The sequence below is a fragment of the Streptomyces sp. CA-250714 genome (assembly GCF_050936705.1).
GTDB lineage: Bacteria > Actinomycetota > Actinomycetes > Streptomycetales > Streptomycetaceae > Streptomyces.
Genome location: NZ_JBNJMI010000001.1, coordinates 1,867,831 through 1,886,035, shown reverse-complemented (window position 1 = coordinate 1,886,035; position 18,205 = coordinate 1,867,831). Strand labels below are relative to the sequence as shown.

11 protein-coding genes are annotated in these 18,205 nt (G+C 71.5%); 7 read left to right on the top strand and 4 right to left on the bottom strand.

What is annotated here, in order from left to right; all coding sequences use genetic code 11:
* Positions 1–2,621: 2,621 nt before the first annotated feature.
* Both treZ and ACQEU8_RS08435 read right to left on the bottom strand, forming a co-directional pair.
* The gene (treZ, locus tag ACQEU8_RS08440) at positions 2,622–4,379 is read right to left on the bottom strand and encodes a malto-oligosyltrehalose trehalohydrolase (RefSeq protein WP_433098456.1); all 1,758 of its coding nucleotides are present in this window, start codon (positions 4,377–4,379) and stop codon (positions 2,622–2,624) included.
* 65 nt (positions 4,380–4,444) lie between these two features.
* Positions 4,445–5,968 carry a dihydrolipoyl dehydrogenase gene (locus tag ACQEU8_RS08435; protein WP_433098454.1) on the bottom strand — a complete coding sequence of 508 codons (1,524 nt, stop codon included), beginning with the start codon at positions 5,966–5,968 and terminating at the stop codon, positions 4,445–4,447.
* A 116-nt stretch (positions 5,969–6,084) separates the two neighbouring features.
* Between ACQEU8_RS08435 and ACQEU8_RS08430 the strand changes: the two genes are divergently transcribed.
* The 3 genes from ACQEU8_RS08430 (at position 6,085) to ACQEU8_RS08420 (ending at position 8,830) form a co-directional block, all read left to right on the top strand.
* Positions 6,085–6,987 (top strand): LysR substrate-binding domain-containing protein, encoded by a 903-nt coding sequence (locus ACQEU8_RS08430; protein WP_433098452.1) that lies wholly within the window; start codon positions 6,085–6,087, stop codon positions 6,985–6,987.
* Positions 6,988–7,191: 204 nt separating this feature from the next.
* Entirely contained in the window at positions 7,192–8,001 is an 810-nt protein-coding gene (locus ACQEU8_RS08425) for a hypothetical protein (RefSeq protein WP_433098450.1), read from the top strand.
* 14 nt (positions 8,002–8,015) lie between these two features.
* Positions 8,016–8,830, top strand: a protein-coding gene (locus ACQEU8_RS08420) for an IS5 family transposase (protein ID WP_433098448.1) whose coding sequence is annotated in 2 segments (ribosomal slippage) — positions 8,016–8,358 and positions 8,358–8,830 — 816 coding nt in all. Because the reading frame shifts where the segments join, the coding sequence is not laid out codon by codon here.
* A gap of 5 nt (positions 8,831–8,835) precedes the next feature.
* On the opposite strand, the gene treY is transcribed toward ACQEU8_RS08420, so the two are convergent.
* Positions 8,836–11,256 (bottom strand): malto-oligosyltrehalose synthase, encoded by a 2,421-nt coding sequence (treY, locus tag ACQEU8_RS08415; RefSeq protein ID WP_433098446.1) that lies wholly within the window; start codon positions 11,254–11,256, stop codon positions 8,836–8,838.
* A gap of 53 nt (positions 11,257–11,309) precedes the next feature.
* The gene (gene glgX / locus ACQEU8_RS08410) at positions 11,310–13,448 is read right to left on the bottom strand and encodes a glycogen debranching protein GlgX (RefSeq protein ID WP_433098444.1); all 2,139 of its coding nucleotides are present in this window, start codon (positions 13,446–13,448) and stop codon (positions 11,310–11,312) included.
* A gap of 196 nt (positions 13,449–13,644) precedes the next feature.
* Between glgX and ACQEU8_RS08405 the strand changes: the two genes are divergently transcribed.
* The 4 genes from ACQEU8_RS08405 (at position 13,645) to ACQEU8_RS08390 (ending at position 18,029) form a co-directional block, all read left to right on the top strand.
* Positions 13,645–14,979 (top strand): SAV2148 family HEPN domain-containing protein, encoded by a 1,335-nt coding sequence (locus ACQEU8_RS08405; RefSeq protein WP_433098442.1) that lies wholly within the window; start codon positions 13,645–13,647, stop codon positions 14,977–14,979.
* Positions 14,980–15,122: 143 nt separating this feature from the next.
* Positions 15,123–16,361: a S8 family peptidase gene (locus tag ACQEU8_RS08400; RefSeq protein ID WP_433098440.1), complete on the top strand. Its 1,239-nt coding sequence runs from the start codon at positions 15,123–15,125 to the stop codon at positions 16,359–16,361.
* Between the two features lie 75 nt (positions 16,362–16,436).
* On the top strand, positions 16,437–17,660 hold the full coding sequence (locus tag ACQEU8_RS08395; protein WP_433098438.1) for a S8 family serine peptidase: 1,224 nt from the start codon (positions 16,437–16,439) through the stop codon (positions 17,658–17,660).
* Positions 17,661–17,972: 312 nt separating this feature from the next.
* A complete protein-coding gene (locus ACQEU8_RS08390) occupies positions 17,973–18,029 on the top strand; it encodes a hypothetical protein (protein ID WP_433102233.1) in 57 nt (18 codons plus the stop codon).
* The last annotated feature ends 176 nt before the right edge of the window (positions 18,030–18,205 follow it).

Genomic DNA, 18,205 nt, shown 5'->3' with positions numbered 1-18,205 from the left:
TCACCCTCAGGCGGTGCCGGGGCTTCGCCTTCAGGTGCGGGCGGTGCCGGGGCTTCACCTTCCGGCGCGGGCGGAGTTTCGCCCTCGGGGGGTGCCGGAGCTTCGCCCTCAGGTGCGGGCGGTGCCGGGGCTTCACCCTCGGGTGCGGGCGGTGCCGGGGCTTCTCCCTCGGGCGCAGGCGGAGCGGGCGCTTCACCTTCCGGCGCGGGCGGAGCCTGACCCTCAGGCGGTGCCGGAGCTTCACCCTCAGGTGCGGGCGGAGCCGGAGCTTCTCCCTCGGGTGCGGGCGGAGCCGGAACTGCCCCTGCAGGTGCCGCGGGCGGAATCTCACTCTCGGGCGGTGCCGGAACTGCGCCTTCCGGCGCGGGTGGAGCCTGACCCTCGGGCGGTGCCGGAACTGCGCCTTCGGGTGCGGGCGGAGCCTGACCCTCAGGCGGTGCCGGAGCCTCACCCTCAGGTGCGGGCGGAGCGGGGGCCTCGCCTTCAGGTGCGGGCGGAGCCGGGGCCGCACCCTCGGGCGTCGGCGGCACGGGTGTAGTCGGCAGGGCAGGGGTCTCACCTGCAGGTGCCGGGGGTGCCGCCGGAGCAGGAGGCTGGCCCTCGGGCGCAGGCGGACCTGGAGGTGCCGGAGTCTCACCCGCAGGCGCAGGCGCAGGCGCAGGCGCAGGCGCAGGCGCAGGGGTCGGGGCGGGGGCCGGGGCAGGCGCCGGGGCCTCACTCCCAGGCGGCGGGGCAGGAGCCTCCGGAGCCGGAGCCGGAGCCACCGGTGCCCCTGGCGCCGGAGCCGCTCCAGGCGGCGGCGGTGCCTGAGTCGCCGCCCGCGCCGCCTCCGCACGCTCCTCCTCGGCACGTGCCAGGTCCGAAGGTGACGAGCCAGGACCAGGCGGTGCCGGCTGTGGCGCCAGCTCCGAGATGGTGCCCAACGGCATATTGGGAAATATGCCGTTGTTGATCGGTCCGGGGATATACGGGGCTGGGCCGTTCCCTTGGCCGGGTGGTTTGGTGACGCCCGCGGAGACTTCGCCCCGAGTGGGTTGGAACGCCGGGTTGAGCGGGTCCTGCGACGGGTCCGGCGGAATCCCGCCGTCCATGTCACGTATGGCCCTCTTGTACTCGGGCGAAGCGTGCTCGTTGAAGTAAGCACTCGCGTTCCACAGGGCGCCCAGGGCACCGGTTGCGGGTGGAATCCGCTTGAGGATCCCCTTTGGTTCGTCCTTTGCGCCATCTTCGCCCTCTGGTTCGGGAAGCGGGCGGACCTTATCCGGGTCCCGGTAACCCTCAACGGCATCCACGGCCTGATCAGGCATCATGAAGGCGGTGTAGCCGCCGTCGAACGTGCGCCCCAAGAAGTCGCCCCAATTCCACTCGGGACCGGGAGCGGGCTCGTCCGCGAGGTCCTTGTCAGGCGTCCCCCCACGCTCTGGTGCCGCAGGGGCTGGGGGTTCGCCCTGTGCGGGCGGGGCGGGAGCCGCAGCCGGTGGTCCGGATTGGTCGCCCTCCGGGGCCGGTGCCCCGGGTTCGGGGGCCGGCGGCGGCACGGCCTCCGTTCGGCCGTACAACTGGTCGTACGGCGATTCCGCCTTGTCGTCGGCCCATTCCCCGGAAATGAAGTCGGACAGAGGTGAATCGGAAGGGCGCAATCCCGGACCCTGGCGGGTATCCGGGTTTCCGGCTTGCGGGCCCGCCGTGGACGGCTCCGGCTCCTGCGGCGGAGGGGGCGGCGCGGGCTCGTCCGAGCCTTCCGGGGGTGTCGTGGGCTGCGGAGGCGTCGTCTCATTGATGTGTTGCTGCTGTTGCTGATGGTCCCGCGCGGTCGCGGCGTGTGCCTGGCCCGGCTGCAGGCCCGCCGGCAGCAGCCAGGCACCGACCCCGAGCGCCCCGGTCACCACTGCCGTACGAACCAATTGGCGGTCCCACAGCGGCTTCTCATTCCGCTCCGACCGCGACAGCGAGAACACCGACCGCGCCGCCTTCGCCGGCTCACCGGGCTCACCGGGCTTCTCGGCACCGACCGTGCCGGACACCACGGCGTCCGTCAGCTGACCCACCGTGGCCACCGGTACCTCGATCACCGCACCGCCGCGCTGATACGAGCGCCTCGTGTCCCCGGGCTGCACCGCCATGTACGTGACACCCCCGACGCCGGCCAGTTCCCCGACGTCGACGATCAGCACCACGGCTTCGGACAGCTGCACACCGGTGTGCTGCCGATCCCACCAGGTCCGCAGCCGCCACGCGGCCTCCGGTGCGGCGAACTGGTCCTCGTACATCGGCGGTACGAGCACCGGCGCATCGGCGCCGGCCTCGGTCAGCCGCGATTTCAGTCCCACCGCGACGGAGTTGGCCAGTTGAAAGTTTCTGACCAGCACCAGAAAGGCGTGATCCGGGTGCTGCTGCTCCGGCGCACCGGAATGATCCGGAACTCTCCGACGATGCATACGTGGCCCCTCTTCACGGCTGGACGAGGCGAGCCGGCCCGTGCGCCTCTGGACGTGGCCCGACAAGTCCTGGTCTCTTGGTGCGGTGACGTTAGGGGACGCCGCGCGGGACCGGTCCCAACCCGCTGGTAACCGATGAGCCGCGCCCCTGACGGGGCGCAGCCCCCATCGCGGGACACGCCGCTAGCGCAGCCCCGCCGCCGACTCCGGCGGCAGCCACAACGCACTGTCCGTGACCCGCGTCTCCGGGTCCCATGCGGCGAGCAGGGTCGGCTGCACCGCGGGCAGCGGGACCCGCGCCGTACGGTCCGCGGACAGGTTTACCGCGACGTACAGCGGGCCGTTCCGCAGCAGCAGCCATCGGTCGTCGTCGCCATCCGCGTAGCGGACGTCGGCCTCGCCCAGTGGCAGGTGGGACAGCACAGGATGCGAGCGGCGTACTCCGAGCAGCGTGCGGTGCCAGTCGAGGAGTCGGGCGTGCGGCTCCCCGGAGGGCTCGTTCCAGTCCAGGCACGAGCGGCGACGGGTGGCCGGATCCTGCGGGTCGGGGATGTCTTCCGCGTCCCACCCATGGCGAGCGAACTCCCGTCGCCGCCCCTGCCGTACGGCCTCGGCCAGCGCAGCGTCCTGGTGGTCGGTGAAGTACTGCCAGGGGGTGCGGGCGCCCCATTCCTCGCCCATGAACAGCATCGGCGTTCCGGGCGCGAGCAGCACCAACGCGGCGGCGCAGGCCAGCAGTCCGGGCGAGGCGAGCGCGGACAGCCGGTCGCCCAGCGCGCGGTTGCCGATCTGGTCGTGGGTCTGCCCGTAAGCCAGGAAACGGTGTGCCGGGGTCTCGGCGGCGCCGGGGCGGCGTACGGGCCGGCCGTGGCTGCGGCCGCGGAAGCTGGAGTACGTACCGTCGTGGAAGAACGCGCCGGTCAGCGTCTTGGCGAGGGCGGCGAGCGGGTCGTGGGCGAAGTCGGCGTAGTAGCCGTGTGCTTCGCCGGTGAGCGCGGTGTGCAGGGCGTGGTGGAAGTCGTCGTTCCACTGGGCGTGCACGCCGTGGCCGTTGGCGCTGCGCGGGGCTGTGGTGCGGGGGTCGTTCAGATCGGACTCGGCGATCAGGAACAGCGGGCGTCCGGTGTGGGCTGCGAGGGTGTCGACGGCTTCGGACAGCTGGGCGAGGAAGTGTTCGGCGCGGGTGTCGGCCAGCGCGTGGACGGCGTCCAGCCGCAGCCCGTCGAGGTGGTAGTCGCGCAGAAAGGCCAGCGCGCTGCCGATGAGATGGGCACGTACCTCGTCCGAGCCGGGCGCGTCCAGATTGACGGCCGAACCCCAGGGGGTCTGATGGCGGTCGGTGAAGTACGGTCCGAACGCGGGCAGCTGATTTCCGGCCGGGCCCAGATGGTTGTGGACGACATCGAGGACGACGCCGAGCCCGTGCCCGTGTGCGGCGTCCACGAACGCCTTCAGTCCGTCCGGCCCGCCGTAGGGCTCGTGCACGGCCCACAGCGCCACACCGTCGTAGCCCCAGCCGTGGGTGCCGGGGAACGGGCAGACGGGCATCAGCTCGATATGGCTGATCCCCAACTCGGCCAGGTGGCCGAGTTGTTCGGCGGCGGCCTCGAAGGTGCCCTCCGGTGTGAAGGTGCCGATGTGCAGTTCGTAGAGGACGGCTCCGGGCAGCGGCAGCCCCCGCCACGGGTGCCGCCAGGTGTAGGCGTCGTGGTCGACGACGGCGCTCAGCCCCTCGGGTCCGTCGGGCTGGCGGCGCGACCGTGGATCCGGCAGCACGGGACCGCCGTCGAGGGCGAAGCCGTAGCGGGTGCCGGCGCCTGCCGGTGCCTCCGCCTGCCACCAGCCCCGGTGGGTGGGCGAGGGGGTCATCGGAATGCCCGGGGCGGGCGGCAGTTGCAGGGTGACGGTTCGCGCGGTCGGAGCCCATACGTCGAACAGCATGCGGTCCATTGTTGCCCGGCGCCCGGCGGCCTGTCGTCGGCCGGGCGCCCTAACGTGCCGCCGCCTCAGGCGTGTTGGTGCAGGCCGCGTCCCGCCAGTGTCAGGAAGGTCTCGCCCACGGCCTCGCTCAGCGTCGGGTGGGCGTGGATGTGCTGGGCGATGTCGGCGGGCGAGGCGTCCCAGGCCACGGCCAGCTGGGACTCGCTGATCATCTCGGAGACGTGCGGGCCCACCAGGTGGACGCCCAGCACCCGGCCGTCCGGACCCGGCTCGGCGACGACCTTCACCATGCCGCCCTGGCCGTGCACCATGCCCTTGGCCGTGGCGGTCAGCGGCAGCACGTTGCTGACCACCTCGAACCCGGCGTCCCTGGCCGCCGCCTCGCCCAGTCCAACGGAGGCCGTCTGCGGACTGGAGTACGTCACCCGAGGCACGGCGGCGTAGTCCACCGGGCGGGGCCGGAGTCCGGCCAGCGTCTCGGCGACCACCAGCCCCTCAGCGAAGGAGGCGTGCGCCAGCCCGAGGGAGGGCGGCGGAAGCAGATCGCCGACGACGAACACGCCGGGTACGGCCGTCTCCAGCGTGGCCCAGTCGGCGGGCGGCACGAAGCCGCGCTCGTCCGTGGCCAGTCCGGCGGCGGCCAGGTTCAGCCCGTCGGTGACCGGAACGCGGCCCACCGCGACCAGCAGCCGCTCCGCCGCGATCACCGTCTCGCCCCCGCGCGCCGGCTGCACCCGCGCTTCGATGCCCGCACCGGACTGCTCCGTGCCGGTCCGGACACCCGCACCGGACTGCCCCGTGCCGGTCCGGATTCCCGTGCCGGACTGCCCCGCGCTGGTCCGATGCGTCCCCGTACGGCGTGCGTCCGTCAGCCGGGCGCCCGTCAGCACCGTGATGCCGCGCTTCTTCAACGCGCGGGTCAGATGGCGGCTGACGTCCTCGTCCTCCAGCGGAAGCAGCCGCTCCGCCGCCTCCACCAGCGTGACCTCGGCGCCCATGGAACGGTGGAACGAGGCGTACTCGACGCCGATCGCGCCGCCGCCCAGCACCAGCACGCTGCTCGGCAGACCCGGCGCGAACAGCGCGTCGTCGCTGGTGACGATGTGCTCGCCGGTCGGCTCCAGACCCGGCAGCGTCCGCGGCCTGGACCCGGTCGCCAGCACGAGGCCGCGCCGTGCCGTCCACCGGCCGCCGCCGGCACCGGGGACGTCGACCTGGACGGTGCGCGGGCCCGCCAGCGTGGCGGTGCCCCGTACGACCGTCACGCCCGCTGCCGAGAGCTGGCCCTCCACTCCCTTGTGGTTCCGCGAGACGATGTCGTCGCGGGTGGCGACCAGCGCGCTCCAGTCGACGCTGTCCAGCGTCGCCTTGACCCCCCACCGCTCCCGCGCCTCCGCCACCCCGTCGACCAGCTCCGCGGCGTGCAGCATCGCCTTGCTGGGCACACAGCCCCGGTGCAGACAGGTGCCCCCGACCAGATCGCGCTCGACGAGGGTGACGCCGAGCCCTAGGTGTGCGGCGCGAAGTGCCGTGCTGTAGCCGCCCGTTCCGCCGCCGATGACGATCACATCTGTGGTGTTCCCGCTCATGACCTCAGCCTCCGCCCGGTGTGAGGATGAGTCCAACGCAATGCTTCTATGGTTGCGATGAAGAACGTTCATGGCTTCTGCCCTGGGGCGGCGGGGGGCCGAGGGAAGTGGGTCCTGTGAGTCTGCGGCAGATGGAATATTTCGTCATGGTCGTCGAGGAGACGTCGTTCACTCGGGCCGCCGAGGCGTTGCACGTAACGCAGTCGGCGCTTTCGCACCAGATCAAGGCGCTGGAGCGCGAGGTCGGGGGGCCGCTGCTGGAGCGACTGCCGCGCGGGGTACGGCTGACGCCGATGGGCCGGGCCTTTCTGCCGGACGCCGAACTCGCCGTACGCAGCGCCCGCCAGGCACGCCGCGCGGCGCGGGCGGCGGCCGGTGCCGGTGGCGGCGAGCTGGAGATCGCCACCGTGCACGGACTCGCGGTCGGCGTACTGACGGAGGCCGTCGCCCGGATGCGGCGGCTCCACCCCGCGGTGGCGCTACGGCTGCACGAGTACGTGACCGAGGAGGAACTCCGTGAACGGATGGCCCGGGGCATCGCCGACGTCGGGGTCGGCTTCCGGCTCGACGACTGGCCGGGCCCCTCCTGGCAGATCGGCGAGGAGAAGGTCGTCCTCGTCGTCCCGCCCGACGACCCGCTGTGCGTGCGGGCGGGCGCGGACGGCGAGCCCGTGAAGCTTGAGGAACTCGCCGACCGCGGATGGGTGCGGTGCGGGATGGAGCCGTGGATCGAAGGGCAGCAGTTCCTCGACCGCGTCTGCGGGCAGGCCGGGTTCACCCCGCGAACGGCCGTGCGCGTGGAGCACCCGACGACGGCCGCCCGCATGGCAGCCGCCGGTGCGGGGATCTGTCTGATCTCGGCGTACCTCGCCCCCGATTTCGTGCCCTCGGGCCAACTGGTCGACGTCGGCCCGCCCTGGCACCGCCCGCTGACCGCCTTTTGCCGCTCCCAGCCGACGGGGGCGGCGGAGGCCTTTATCCGGCTGCTGAGTGAGGGAAGTCGCAGCTGTTCCGGGTAGGGGGTGCCCCTGCCCGCCGTCCGCGGGCTGCCGGTACGTTCTGGTTGCTCGCGCAGTTCCCCGCGCCCCTTCGGGGCGCGGTCTCGTCCCCCTGCGCTGCGCTTGGGCAGTTGCGCCAGGGGCGCAGGGTGGGCAAGCGCAGCCCCCGGAGACGCCCTAAGAACTCCTAACGGAATGACTTCAGGCGTAAAGTAGGCTCCCGCCATGACGCTCGCGTACTGGGAACGGCACCGCTTCGACGACCCGGCGGTGGCGGCCAACCGGGACGAACTGCTCAAGTCGGCGGACGAGAACCCGGACCCGTACGCCGCCTTCCTCAGCCTGCTGCGCTCCGGGCGGCGGGACGCGGTGTGCACGGCGCTGGAGTACTTCCACTACGAGAACCGGCAAGCCCGGTGGGGTTTCGGCAACCCACTGGACGAGTACGCCGCGGAGGTGCTGGACCGCGCCAGGTGGGTGCTGCGCGGGACGCCGCTGCCGGAAGCGCGAGGGCAGGACCGGGCCAGCGCGCTGTGGGCGATCCAGAACCACGCCGAGGCTGCGGACGCCCCACTGATCACTGCTGCGCTGCGCGCCGTGGACGGCGACACTGTCGACGATGGCGCCGTGTCCGCCGCCGGGCAGTGCCTCTACGCCTGCGATGTTCCTGAGGACCCAGAACTTGTCGCCCAGCTCGGCGCGATGGCCCTTGACGACGACCGCCCTCTGCGAGTCCGCGTGGCGTGCGCAAGGGCGCTGGCCTCGGCGGAGTCTGAACAGGCCGCCGAACTCGCGGTGCGGATGACCGACTCCTCGGAACTCAAGCTCCAGATGGCTGGCGCCCTTGTCCTCACCGCCCACCTCGACACGCATCGCCCCCTCCTCGAACGCCTGGTGGCCACCTGGCCCCCCAACACTCCCGAGGCAGACGACATCCGGGACGCCTTGGAGGAGGACGAGGATGACGCGGGACGTGCTCATAGAACTTCCGACGAAATGATCTCCGAGGTGGTTGGATCACTCCGGGACCGGTGATCTGGGGGTGCGGGGTGGCTCGGCCGAAGCCGTGGGAAGTCGATGATGCGTTGTGGGCGGTGGTCGATCCGCTACTTCCGAAGGTGGAGCGTCGGCCCCGGAACCCGGGGCGCAAGCGGCATCCTGACCGGCTGGTGTTCCAGGGCATCCTGTTCGTGCTGCACACTGGGGTCGCCTGGGAGCACCTCCCGCAGGAACTCGGTTTCGGTTCGGGCATGACCTGTTGGCGCCGACTGGCCGAGTGGACCGAGGCCGGGGTCTGGTGTCGGCTGCATGAGGTCCTCCTGGCCAAGCTGCGCAGTGTGGACGCCCTGGACTTCTCCCGGGCCGCGGTCGACGGCTCTCACATTCGGGCGTTAAAGGGGGCTCCAGGACCGGACGAAGCCCCGTTGACCGGGGCAGGACGGGCAGCAAACACCACCTGATCACCGACGCCACCGGCATCCCGCTCGCCGCCACTCTGACCGGCGGCAACCGCAACGACGTCACCCAGCTGATCCCACTGCTCGAGGCGGTTCCGCCTGTGCGGGGCAAGCGTGGCCGGCCCCGGCGCCGCCCGGACGTGGTGCTGGGTGACCGTGGCTACGACCACGACAAGTACCGTCGGCTGGTCCGGGATCTCTGCGTGAGGCCTTTGATCGCCCGCCGAGGCACCGAGCACGGCTCCGGGCTAGGCACCCAACGCTGGGTTGTGGAGCGCGCGTTCGCTCACCTGCACTGGTTCCGCCGCTTGCGGATCCGCTGGGAGGTACGCGACGACATCCACGAGGCCTTCCTCACCCTCGGATGCGCAATCATCTGCTGGCGACGCCTGAAGTCATTCCGTTAGGAGTTCTAAGCGTCCTCCCGGATGAGCAGCGCCACCGGTGCGCTCCCGAACAACCGGGAGAGGGGGACGGTACCCGTCAGCTTCCGCGCGGGACCACCCCAGGCGGGGTGCCAGTCACCCGGCGGCAACGTCAGCCGCGTGTCGCCCCAGCCGCCGCGCCGCTGCAGGCGCAGGGACAGCCGGGTGACCGCCGTCAGTACGGCACCCGTACGCACGAAGGCGACGCAGTGCTCCGCCATCTCGCCCTCCGCCAGGAGTGGTTCGTAAGTTGCCGCCTCCAGGAACAGCTCGGGCCGCCGGCGGCGTAAGCCCAGCACGGTGGAGGTCAGTCGCGACTTCTCCGTGTCGAGAGCGCTGCCGCTCCCGGCAAAGGTCGCCGGGGCCCGGTTGTCGGGGTCCACCAGCGCACGGTAGGTGTGCTCGGTGCCCTGGTAGAGCTCGGGTACGCCGGGCATGGTGAGCTGGAGCAGCGCGGCACCCAGCACATTGGCGCGTACGTACGGGGCGAGCTCCGCCGCGAAGCCGGCCAGCGCACGCGCGCCCGCGCTGTCCCGCTGGGCGGTGACGAAGTGCTCGACAGCCGCTTCGTACTCCGCGTCACCCTCCGTCCAGGTGGTCCGCAGCCCCGCTTCGCGTACGGCTTTCAGCAGTGCGGGCACCAGTCGTTCGGGCGGCGGGGGGAACGTACCGAGGGCGAGGGCTGTCTGCCAGTACACCCACGCCGTATGGCGGTCGGGCGCCCCGGAGACGTCGGTCTGTGCCAGCAGCTCCGCCCACCGCTGCGGGCACTCGCTCAGTACGGCCGGCGCGGCGCGGGCGTCGCTGCTGCGCTTGGTGTCGTGCGTGGACAGCACGGTGCCGGAGAGGGGCCGGTCCCGCTGCATACGTGCGCAGTACGCGTGGAAGTCCTCGGGCCGCACTGCCGGGCGCCCCGGTTCGCCGCCCACCTCGCACGCCGACAGCAGCGGCACGTAACGGTAGAAGGCCGCGTCCTCCACCGACTTGGCACGCAGCGCGGAGGACAACTGCGCGAACCGTACGGGAAAACGGGCACTGTGGGCACCGGGGTCCTCCGGGGTGTCCCCCAGGGCGAGCCGCAGCACGGCGTCCACCGCCGCGGCTTCCTCCGGCAGCCGGAACGCCGCACGGGCGCCCTGTGCGGCACGTTCCAACAGTGCGGCGTCCCGCGGGTCGGGCGGTAGGCCCTGAGCGGTGTACGGGCGGTACACCGGCAGCCGCACCAGCAGCTCGCACAAGGCGGTCCGCAGCGCCCACGGCGCGTGGTCGCGCAGCGACAGATCGGGCGAGGCGGCGCAGGCCCGTACGGCGGTACGGGTCAACCGCTCGGTCTCGGCCGCCAGATCGTGCGTCAGCACCCGGTGGGCGGCGCGCAGCCGGGTCGGCTCCCACTCGCCACCCAGGTCGGCCTGTGCTCCGGTGAACGTCCGGTAGCAGGCTTCGAGTTCACCATGCCCCTGGGGGTCGACGAAGAGGCCGTCCAGCTGCCGCAGCGCGTCGTATCCCGTTGTGCCCGCCACCGGCCAGCTACGGGGCAGTGGTTCGCCGTCGGCGAGGATCTTCTCCACGACCGTCCAGCAGCCCCCGCTCTCCTCGTGCAGCTGCCGCAGATAGCCGCCCGGGTCGGCCAGCCCGTCCGGATGGTCGACGCGCAGCCCGTCGGCCACCCCCTCGCGCAGCAGCTGGAGCACCTTGCGGTGGGTCGCCGCGAACACCTCCGGGACCTCGACGCGCACTCCGATGAGACCCGAAATGGTGAAGAACCGCCGGTAGTTGAGCTCGCTCCTGCCCAGCCGCCACCACGCCAGACGGTAGTGCTGCGCCGCGCACAGTTCCGGCAGCGGCAGCCCCTCCGTTCCCTCGCGCAGCGGCAGCACATGCGCGTGGTAGCGCAGGGTGCCGTCCTCGACCCGCAGCTGCGGCAGCGCTTCGTGCAGCCGTTCCCCGAGCACCGGCAGCAGCACCCGGCCGTCGCCCGCAGCCCAGTCGATGTCGAACCAGCGCGCCCAGGGCGAGCCGGGCCCCTCCCGCAGCGTCTCCCACAGCGGACGGTTCAGCCGCAGATCGTCGGGGACGGCCATATGGTTCGGCACGATGTCCAGGACCAGCCCCAAGCCGTGCGCGCGGGCGGTCGCCGACAGGGCCCGCAGTCCGCGCTCGCCGCCCAACTCCTCCCGCACCGTGCCGTGATCGGTCACGTCATAGCCGTGGGTGGAGCCCGGCACGGCCGTCAGCACGGGGGAGAGGTGCAGATGCGAGACGCCGAGCGCCGCCAGGCGGGGGACGGCGCGCTCGGCGGCGGCGAACGGGAAGTCCGGCTGGAGCTGGAGGCGATACGTCGAGGTCGGCACGGCGGTGGCGGGAGCTGTGCGGGGTGCGGCTGCGGGTGGGACGCCCTCACGTGTCATACGAACGCACGTACCCCTGCCGGGGCCATTTCGTGCGTCCTGTCAGCTTCACCTCACACCGGGCGTTGCAGCACCGCCATGCTGCGGGACTCCAACGGAAGGCGCGCACCGGCGGCGATTTTCGGGCCGCCTCCCTGCCGGTAGGTCTCCTCCTGCGCTGTGTCGACGATCAGTTCCCACTCCCTCCCGTGATTGACGGGGATCACGAAGTCCAGCGGCTCGTGATGGGCGTTGAACAGCAGCAGGAACGAGTCGTCCGTGATGCGTTCCCCGCGCTCGCCGGGCTCGGAGATGGCGTTGCCGTTGAGGAAGACGGTCAGCGAGCGGGTGTGCGCGGACTGCCAGTCGGTCTGGGTCATCTCGGCGCCCTGCGGAGTGAACCAGGCGATGTCGGAGAGCTCGTCGTGGGTGCCCTCCATGGGCCGCCCGTGGAAGAACCGGCGGCGGCGGAAGACGGGATGGTCGCGCCGGAGCCACACCATGGCGCGTACGAAGTCGCACAGCGCCTGATCGGGAGCGCCGGGCCCGTCGACGGGGCCGTCGTCGCCGGGCCACCGCAGCCAGGCGAGCGGCCCGTCCTGGCAGTACGCGTTGTTGTTGCCCTGCTGGGTGCGGCCGAACTCGTCGCCGTGGCTGAGCATCGGCACGCCCTGCGACAGCATCAGCGTGGCGATGAGGTTGCGCTTCTGCCGACGCCGTAGTGCCACCACCGCGGCGTCGTCGGTGGGGCCCTCGACACCGCAGTTCCACGACCTGTTGTAGCTCTCGCCGTCCCGGTTGCCCTCGCCGTTGGCCTCGTTGTGTTTCTCGTTGTAGGAGACGAGGTCGTGGAGGGTGAAGCCGTCGTGGCAGGTGACGAAGTTTATGGAGGCCAGCGGGCGGCGTCCGTCGTCCTGGTAGAGGTCGGAGGACCCGGTGAGCCGGAACCCGAACTCGGCCATCGCGCGCGGCTCGCCCCGCCACAGGTCCCGTACGGTGTCGCGGTACCGCCCGTTCCACTCCGTCCACAGCGGGGGGAAGTTGCCGACCTGGTAGCCGCCCTCGCCCAGGTCCCACGGTTCGGCGATCAGCTTCACCTGGCTGACGACGGGGTCCTGCTGCACCAGGTCGAAGAAGGACGAGAGCCGGTCGACCTCGTGGAACTGCCGCGCCAGCGTGGCGGCCAGGTCGAAGCGGAAGCCGTCCACATGCATGTCGAGCACCCAATAGCGCAGCGAGTCCATGATGAGCTGGAGCACGTGGGGGCTGCGCATCAGGAGTGAATTCCCCGTGCCGGTCGTGTCCATGTAGTAGCGCGGGTCGTCCGCGAGGCGGTAGTACGAGGCGTTGTCCAGTCCCCGGAAGGAGAGCGTGGGGCCGAGGTGGTTGCCTTCCGCCGTGTGGTTGTAGACGACGTCGAGGATGACCTCGATGCCCGCCTCGTGCAGGGCCCGCACGGCATGCTTGAACTCCTGCACCTGCTGGCCGCGTTCGCCCCAGGAGGCGTAGGTGTTGTGCGGCGCGAAGAACCCGATGGTGTTGTAGCCCCAGTAGTTGGTCATTCCCGCCTCCGCCAGCCTGTGGTCGGTGACCGACTGGTGCACCGGCATCAGCTCCAGCGCGGTGACACCCAGCTCGGTCAGATGGGCGATGACCGCGGGGTGCGCCAGCGCCGCGTAGGTGCCGCGCAGCTCCTCCGGCAGCTCGGGGTGGCGCATGGTGAGGCCCTTGACATGCGCCTCGTAGAGCACCGTGCGGTGGTAGTCGGTGCGCGGCGGACGGTCGTCGCCCCAGTCGAAGTAGGGGTTGATCACCACGGAGGTCATGGTGTGCGGGGCCGAGTCGAGGTCGTTGCGCCGCTCCGGGTCGTCGAAGTGGTAGCCGAAGACGGCCTCGTTCCAGTCCACGGAGCCGCTGATGGCCTTCGCGTACGGATCCAGCAGCAGCTTGGCGCTGTTGCAGCGCCGGCCGCGCTCCGGGGCGTACGGGCCGTGCGCGCGGAAGCCGTAGCGCTGGCCCGGCAGTACGCCCGGCAGATAGGCGTGGCGGACGAAGCCGTCCGACTCGCGCAGCTCGACAGCCGTCTCCGAGCCGTCCTCGTGCAGCAAGCACACCTCTACGCGCTCCGCCGCCTCGGAGAAGACGGCGAAGTTGGTGCCCGCGCCGTCGTAGTAGGCGCCCAAGGGGTACGCGTGTCCCGGCCAGACCTGCATAGGAGTGTCTCTTCCCCATCGACGTGTCGGTACGGCACCGCGGCGGGCGCGGTGGTCCCCGTCGTCATCTTCCCCCGTCCGCGCTTGCGGGCACCGGAAGTTGGCAGGGGTTCCGGATGCACCCCTCGGACGGCCGCAGTAGTCTTCCTTGATCGAACAGCGGGGGCCGGCACGGGGAGTGGAAGGCGGTGCACAGTTGGGTGCGGGAGGGCTTGAACTCCCCCCAGGCGACGGCGGCGAGGGGCCGGACGGCGGCGGCACCGCCGGAGAGGCCGGAACGGCGGACGATCCGACAGGCGGGCTCGGCGTGGGGGGACCACCCGGCCGCAGACTCGGGGAGGCCGGGCACCACCCCGGTGCGGTGCCGCTGGCCCGCCCCATGGAGATCGGCGCGGACGTGGGCTGGGGCGAGGACGACTGGGCCGAGGTGCGCACCAGGGCACAGCGCGCCGGGCGCGCGTACGTCTGGCTGAACCTGGTCGAACAGCGGATGCGGGCCGTCGTCGCGGCCGTACTGCGGCCGATCTACGAACCGGTGCACGGCGAGGAGTGGGTGATCGCCGCTGCCGGGCCCGCCGGGCAGGAGTGGGTGCAGCGGGCCGTGGCCGTACGCGAGGTCAGCCGCCGCAAGGGGTATCTCCTCGACCCCGCCGACGACACCCTCATCTCCTTTCTGACGCTGCCGCAGCTGCGCGAGCTCATGGTGCAGCACTGGCCGTGCTTCGAGCCGTACTTCGACGACCGCCGCGAGGTGGAACTGGCGCTGGACGAGCTGGAGGTGGCCCGCAGCGCCGTGGCGCGCAACCGTGCGCTGTCCGAGACGGTGCTCGCGCAGGCCGAGCGGATGTGCCGACGGCTGCTGGAGGTGCTGGGCGCGGCACCAGAGGGGGTGGCCGCGGCCGGGCGGCTGCCGGTCGACGCCGTCGAGGAGCTGGTCGGGGACCGGTTCGCCGATGTGGTCGGTGTGCACGCCGACCGCGTACGGCTCCAGCGGCAGCTTCCCGCGGAGGATCTGTTCGGCGGGGCGCGGCGGCTGGACGCCCTGGGGATCGGGCTCAATCTGCTGGTGCAGAACTACAGCGGCCGGCGTCTGGTGCGGCTCGCGGAGGCGGGCTGCCGGGTGCGGCTGCTGTTCCTGAACCCGGCCAGCAGCGCGGTCAAGCGGCGGGAGCGCGAGCTGGGGCTGAAGAAGGGCGAGCTGGCCCGCTCGGTGGAGACCAACATCCTCCATATGCGGCGGGTGCGCTCGCGGCTGCGGGACCAGGCGGCCTTCGAGATCCACGTCTTCGACGAGATCCCGCGGTTCACCGCGTACATGGTCGACGGGGACGGGCCGGACGGGCTCGCCGTCGTCCAGTCGTATCTGCGCGGTGCGCGGGGGATGGAGACGCCCGTCTTCGTGCTGCGCGGCCCCGGCCGAACGGTGTCGTCGGTGCCGTCGGCGGTCCGCGACGAGGGGGAGGGAGCGCTCTTTCCGGTGTACCGGGAGGAGTTCGAGGCGTTCTGGGCGGACTCGCGGCCGGTGTCATAACTGCCCGGCCGGGCCCGTCACCGCATTGTGTCGCGTCTGTCACAGTCCCCCAAGTCCCTTGAGCCACACCGTGCAATCCGACAGGGTTTCGAACGATCCACATCTGGATCGCTCGACCGCACACCTCGGAGGACTTCCTCGGCATGGCACAACACGGGGCACGCCACACCAAACGCCGGATATCTCTCGCAATCGGCGCCGCAATCGCAGTCGCGGGAGGAGCCACACTGCTGACCCTCCCGGCGGGCGCCTCGCCCGCCGAGGGCACCGTCCTCGGCGCCGGCGCGAAGGGCGCGGTCAAGGGCGACTACATCGTGCTGCTCAAGGGCGCCCCCGCCAAGGGCACCGGCGTCCGGGCCGCCACCGAGGCCAAGAGCCTCACCGAGGAGTACGGCGGCAAGGTCGAGCACACCTACCACTCCGCGCTCAACGGCTACTCCGCCAAGGGGCTCAGCGCCCAGGAGGCCCGGCGGCTGGCGGCGGACGACAAGGTGGCGAAGGTCGTCCAGGCCCGCGAGATCCGCGCGCACGCCACCCAGAGCAGGCCGCCCTCCTGGGGCCAGGACCGAGTGGACCAGGCGTCGAAGTCGCTCAACAAGAAGTACTCCTACCCCAACAGCGCCGGCGCGGGTGTGACGGCGTACGTCATCGACAGCGGGGTGCGGGTCAGCCACAAGGACTTCGGGGGCCGCGCCGTCAACGGCAAGGACATCGTGGACGGCGACAGCGTCGCGCAGGACGGCGCCAACCACGGCACGCATGTCTCCGGCACCATCGCGGGCACCAAGTACGGCATCGCCAAAAAGGCCAAGGTCGTCGCCGTGCGCATCCTCGGCAACGACAACAGCGGCACCACGGCCGACGCCGTCGCGGGCATCGACTGGATGATCAAGCACCACAAGGCCAAGGGCGGCCCCGCCGTGGCCAATATGAGCGTCGGCGGCTTCAAGGACTACGCGCTGGACGAGGCCGTCAAGCGGGCCATCGCCGCCAACATCACCTGCGTCGTCTCGGCGGGCAACGAGAGCGGCAACGCCTCCGCCGCCTCCCCGGCCCGGGTGACCCAGGCCATCACCGTCGCGGCGAGCGACCAGCGGGACCGGCGGGCGAGCTTCTCCAACTACGGGAAGGCCGTGGACCTGTACGCGCCCGGCAAGGACATCGTCTCGGCCAGCAACAAGAGCAACACCGCCTGGTGGACCATGTGGGGCACCTCCATGGCAGCCCCGCACGTCTCCGGCGCCGCCGCGCTCTATCTGAGCACGCACAAGACGGCCACCCCGGCGCAGGTCGCCAAGGCGCTGACCGCCGGTGCCACCAAGGGCGTCATCGCCAACCCGGGCACCGGTACGCCCAACAAGCTGCTGCGCGTCCCCAGGTAACAACCCGCCCGGCCCTGACAGTGCTCAGGGCCGGGCGCACATCCCCACCACCCACCAGGAGAGGCACCCCCGCCCATGGCAACCCACGTGGCCCGTAACAACAAACGCCGGATAGCCCTCGCGATCGGCGCGGCAGTCGCCGTCGCGGGTGGCGCGACGCTCCTCACCCTCCCGGCGGGCGCCGCACCGGCCGAGGGCACCGTCATCGGCGCCGGCTCCGACGACGCCGTCAAGGGCAGCTACATCGTCCTCCTCAAGGACGGCAGCAGCGCCTCGGTCAGCGCTGACAGTGCCGGAAAGGACCTCGCCGAGGAGTACGGCGGCGAGGTCAGCCGCACCTACAAGTCGGCCGTCAACGGCTTCAACGCCACCGGCATGTCCGCCGAGGAAGCCCGCAGGATGGCCGCCGACGACCAGGTCGCGCAGGTCTACCAGAACCAGCGGATCTCCACCACCGGCACCCAGACCAACCCGCCCAACTGGGGCCTGGACCGGATCGACCAGAAGTCGAGCAAGCTGAACCGGAAGTACACCTACCCGGCCGGCGCGGGCGCGGGCGTGACGGCGTACGTCATCGACACCGGCGTGCGCATCAGCCACGACGACTTCGGCGGCCGGGCCTCCTACGGCTACGACGCGGTCGACAAGGACAAGACGGCGCAGGACGGCCACGGCCACGGCACGCATGTCGCGGGCACCATCGCGGGCACCAAGTACGGCGTCGCCAAGAAGGCGAAGGTCGTGGCCGTGCGGGTGCTGGACAACAAGGGCTCCGGCACCACCGCGCTCGCTGTCGCGGGCGTCGACTGGGTCACCAAGCACCACAAGGGCCCCTCGGTCGCCAATATGAGCCTCGGCGGCAACAAGGACGCCGCGCTGGACGCCGCCGTGAAGCGGTCCATCGCCTCGGGCGTCAGCTACGCCGTCTCGGCCGGCAACGAGAGCGCCGACGCCGGCAATGCCTCACCGGCGCGGGTCCCTGACGCGCTCACCGTCGCCGCGTCCGACCGCAAGGACCGGCAGGCGGCCTTCTCCAACTACGGCAAGCGCGTGGACCTGTACGCGCCCGGGGTGGACATCGTCTCGGCCGGCAACAAGAGCGACCACGGCATCGCCACGATGTCCGGCACCTCCATGGCCTCCCCGCATGTCGCCGGTGCTGCGGCCGTCTATCTGAGCGGCCACAAGACCGCCAAGCCGGCCCAGGTGGCCGCCGCGCTCACCAAGGGTGCCACCGCGGGCGTGATCGCCAACCCGACCAAGGGGACGCCGAACAAGCTCCTCCGTGTGGTCAAGTGACGCTCATTCACGGTCATTTCTGACCCTCATCCGTGCGTAACCCCGGATTTCCGGGTAAGCGCACCACCAAGCCCGCCGTGCCCTCCCCCCACGGGGCACGGCGGGCCTTTTCGTGTCCGGGGAAGCCCGTCGGCCGTGTGCGGTGCGGCCCGTCGGCTCTGTTCCGTGCGGCCCGTCGGGCCCCCGGCACAGTCCTGGACACGCTTCCCTGGACGCGCTTCACACGGGCTTAACAATCCAGCCGTTGACGCCACCAAGATCCGGCTGGCAAGCTCCCATACCGTGAGCCAGTACCGGAATCTCGTCGCGCGCCTGCACGTCGATCTGCGACGTCACGCCAGCGCCCTCTGTGCCCCCGGCCGCGCCTGACGCGCGCCCCACAGCTCACCTTTTCCACTCCGCGGCAGCAGCAGCCCCGCATTTCCCCCGCGCCTTGACGTCTTGAAGCCCTGAGGCTTCCAGCCCTCGTACGGCACGGCCGGGCGCGCCCGCGGAATCCCCGGGTCCGACCTGTCCACACTGCGTCGCGCCCGGGCCGTGCAACG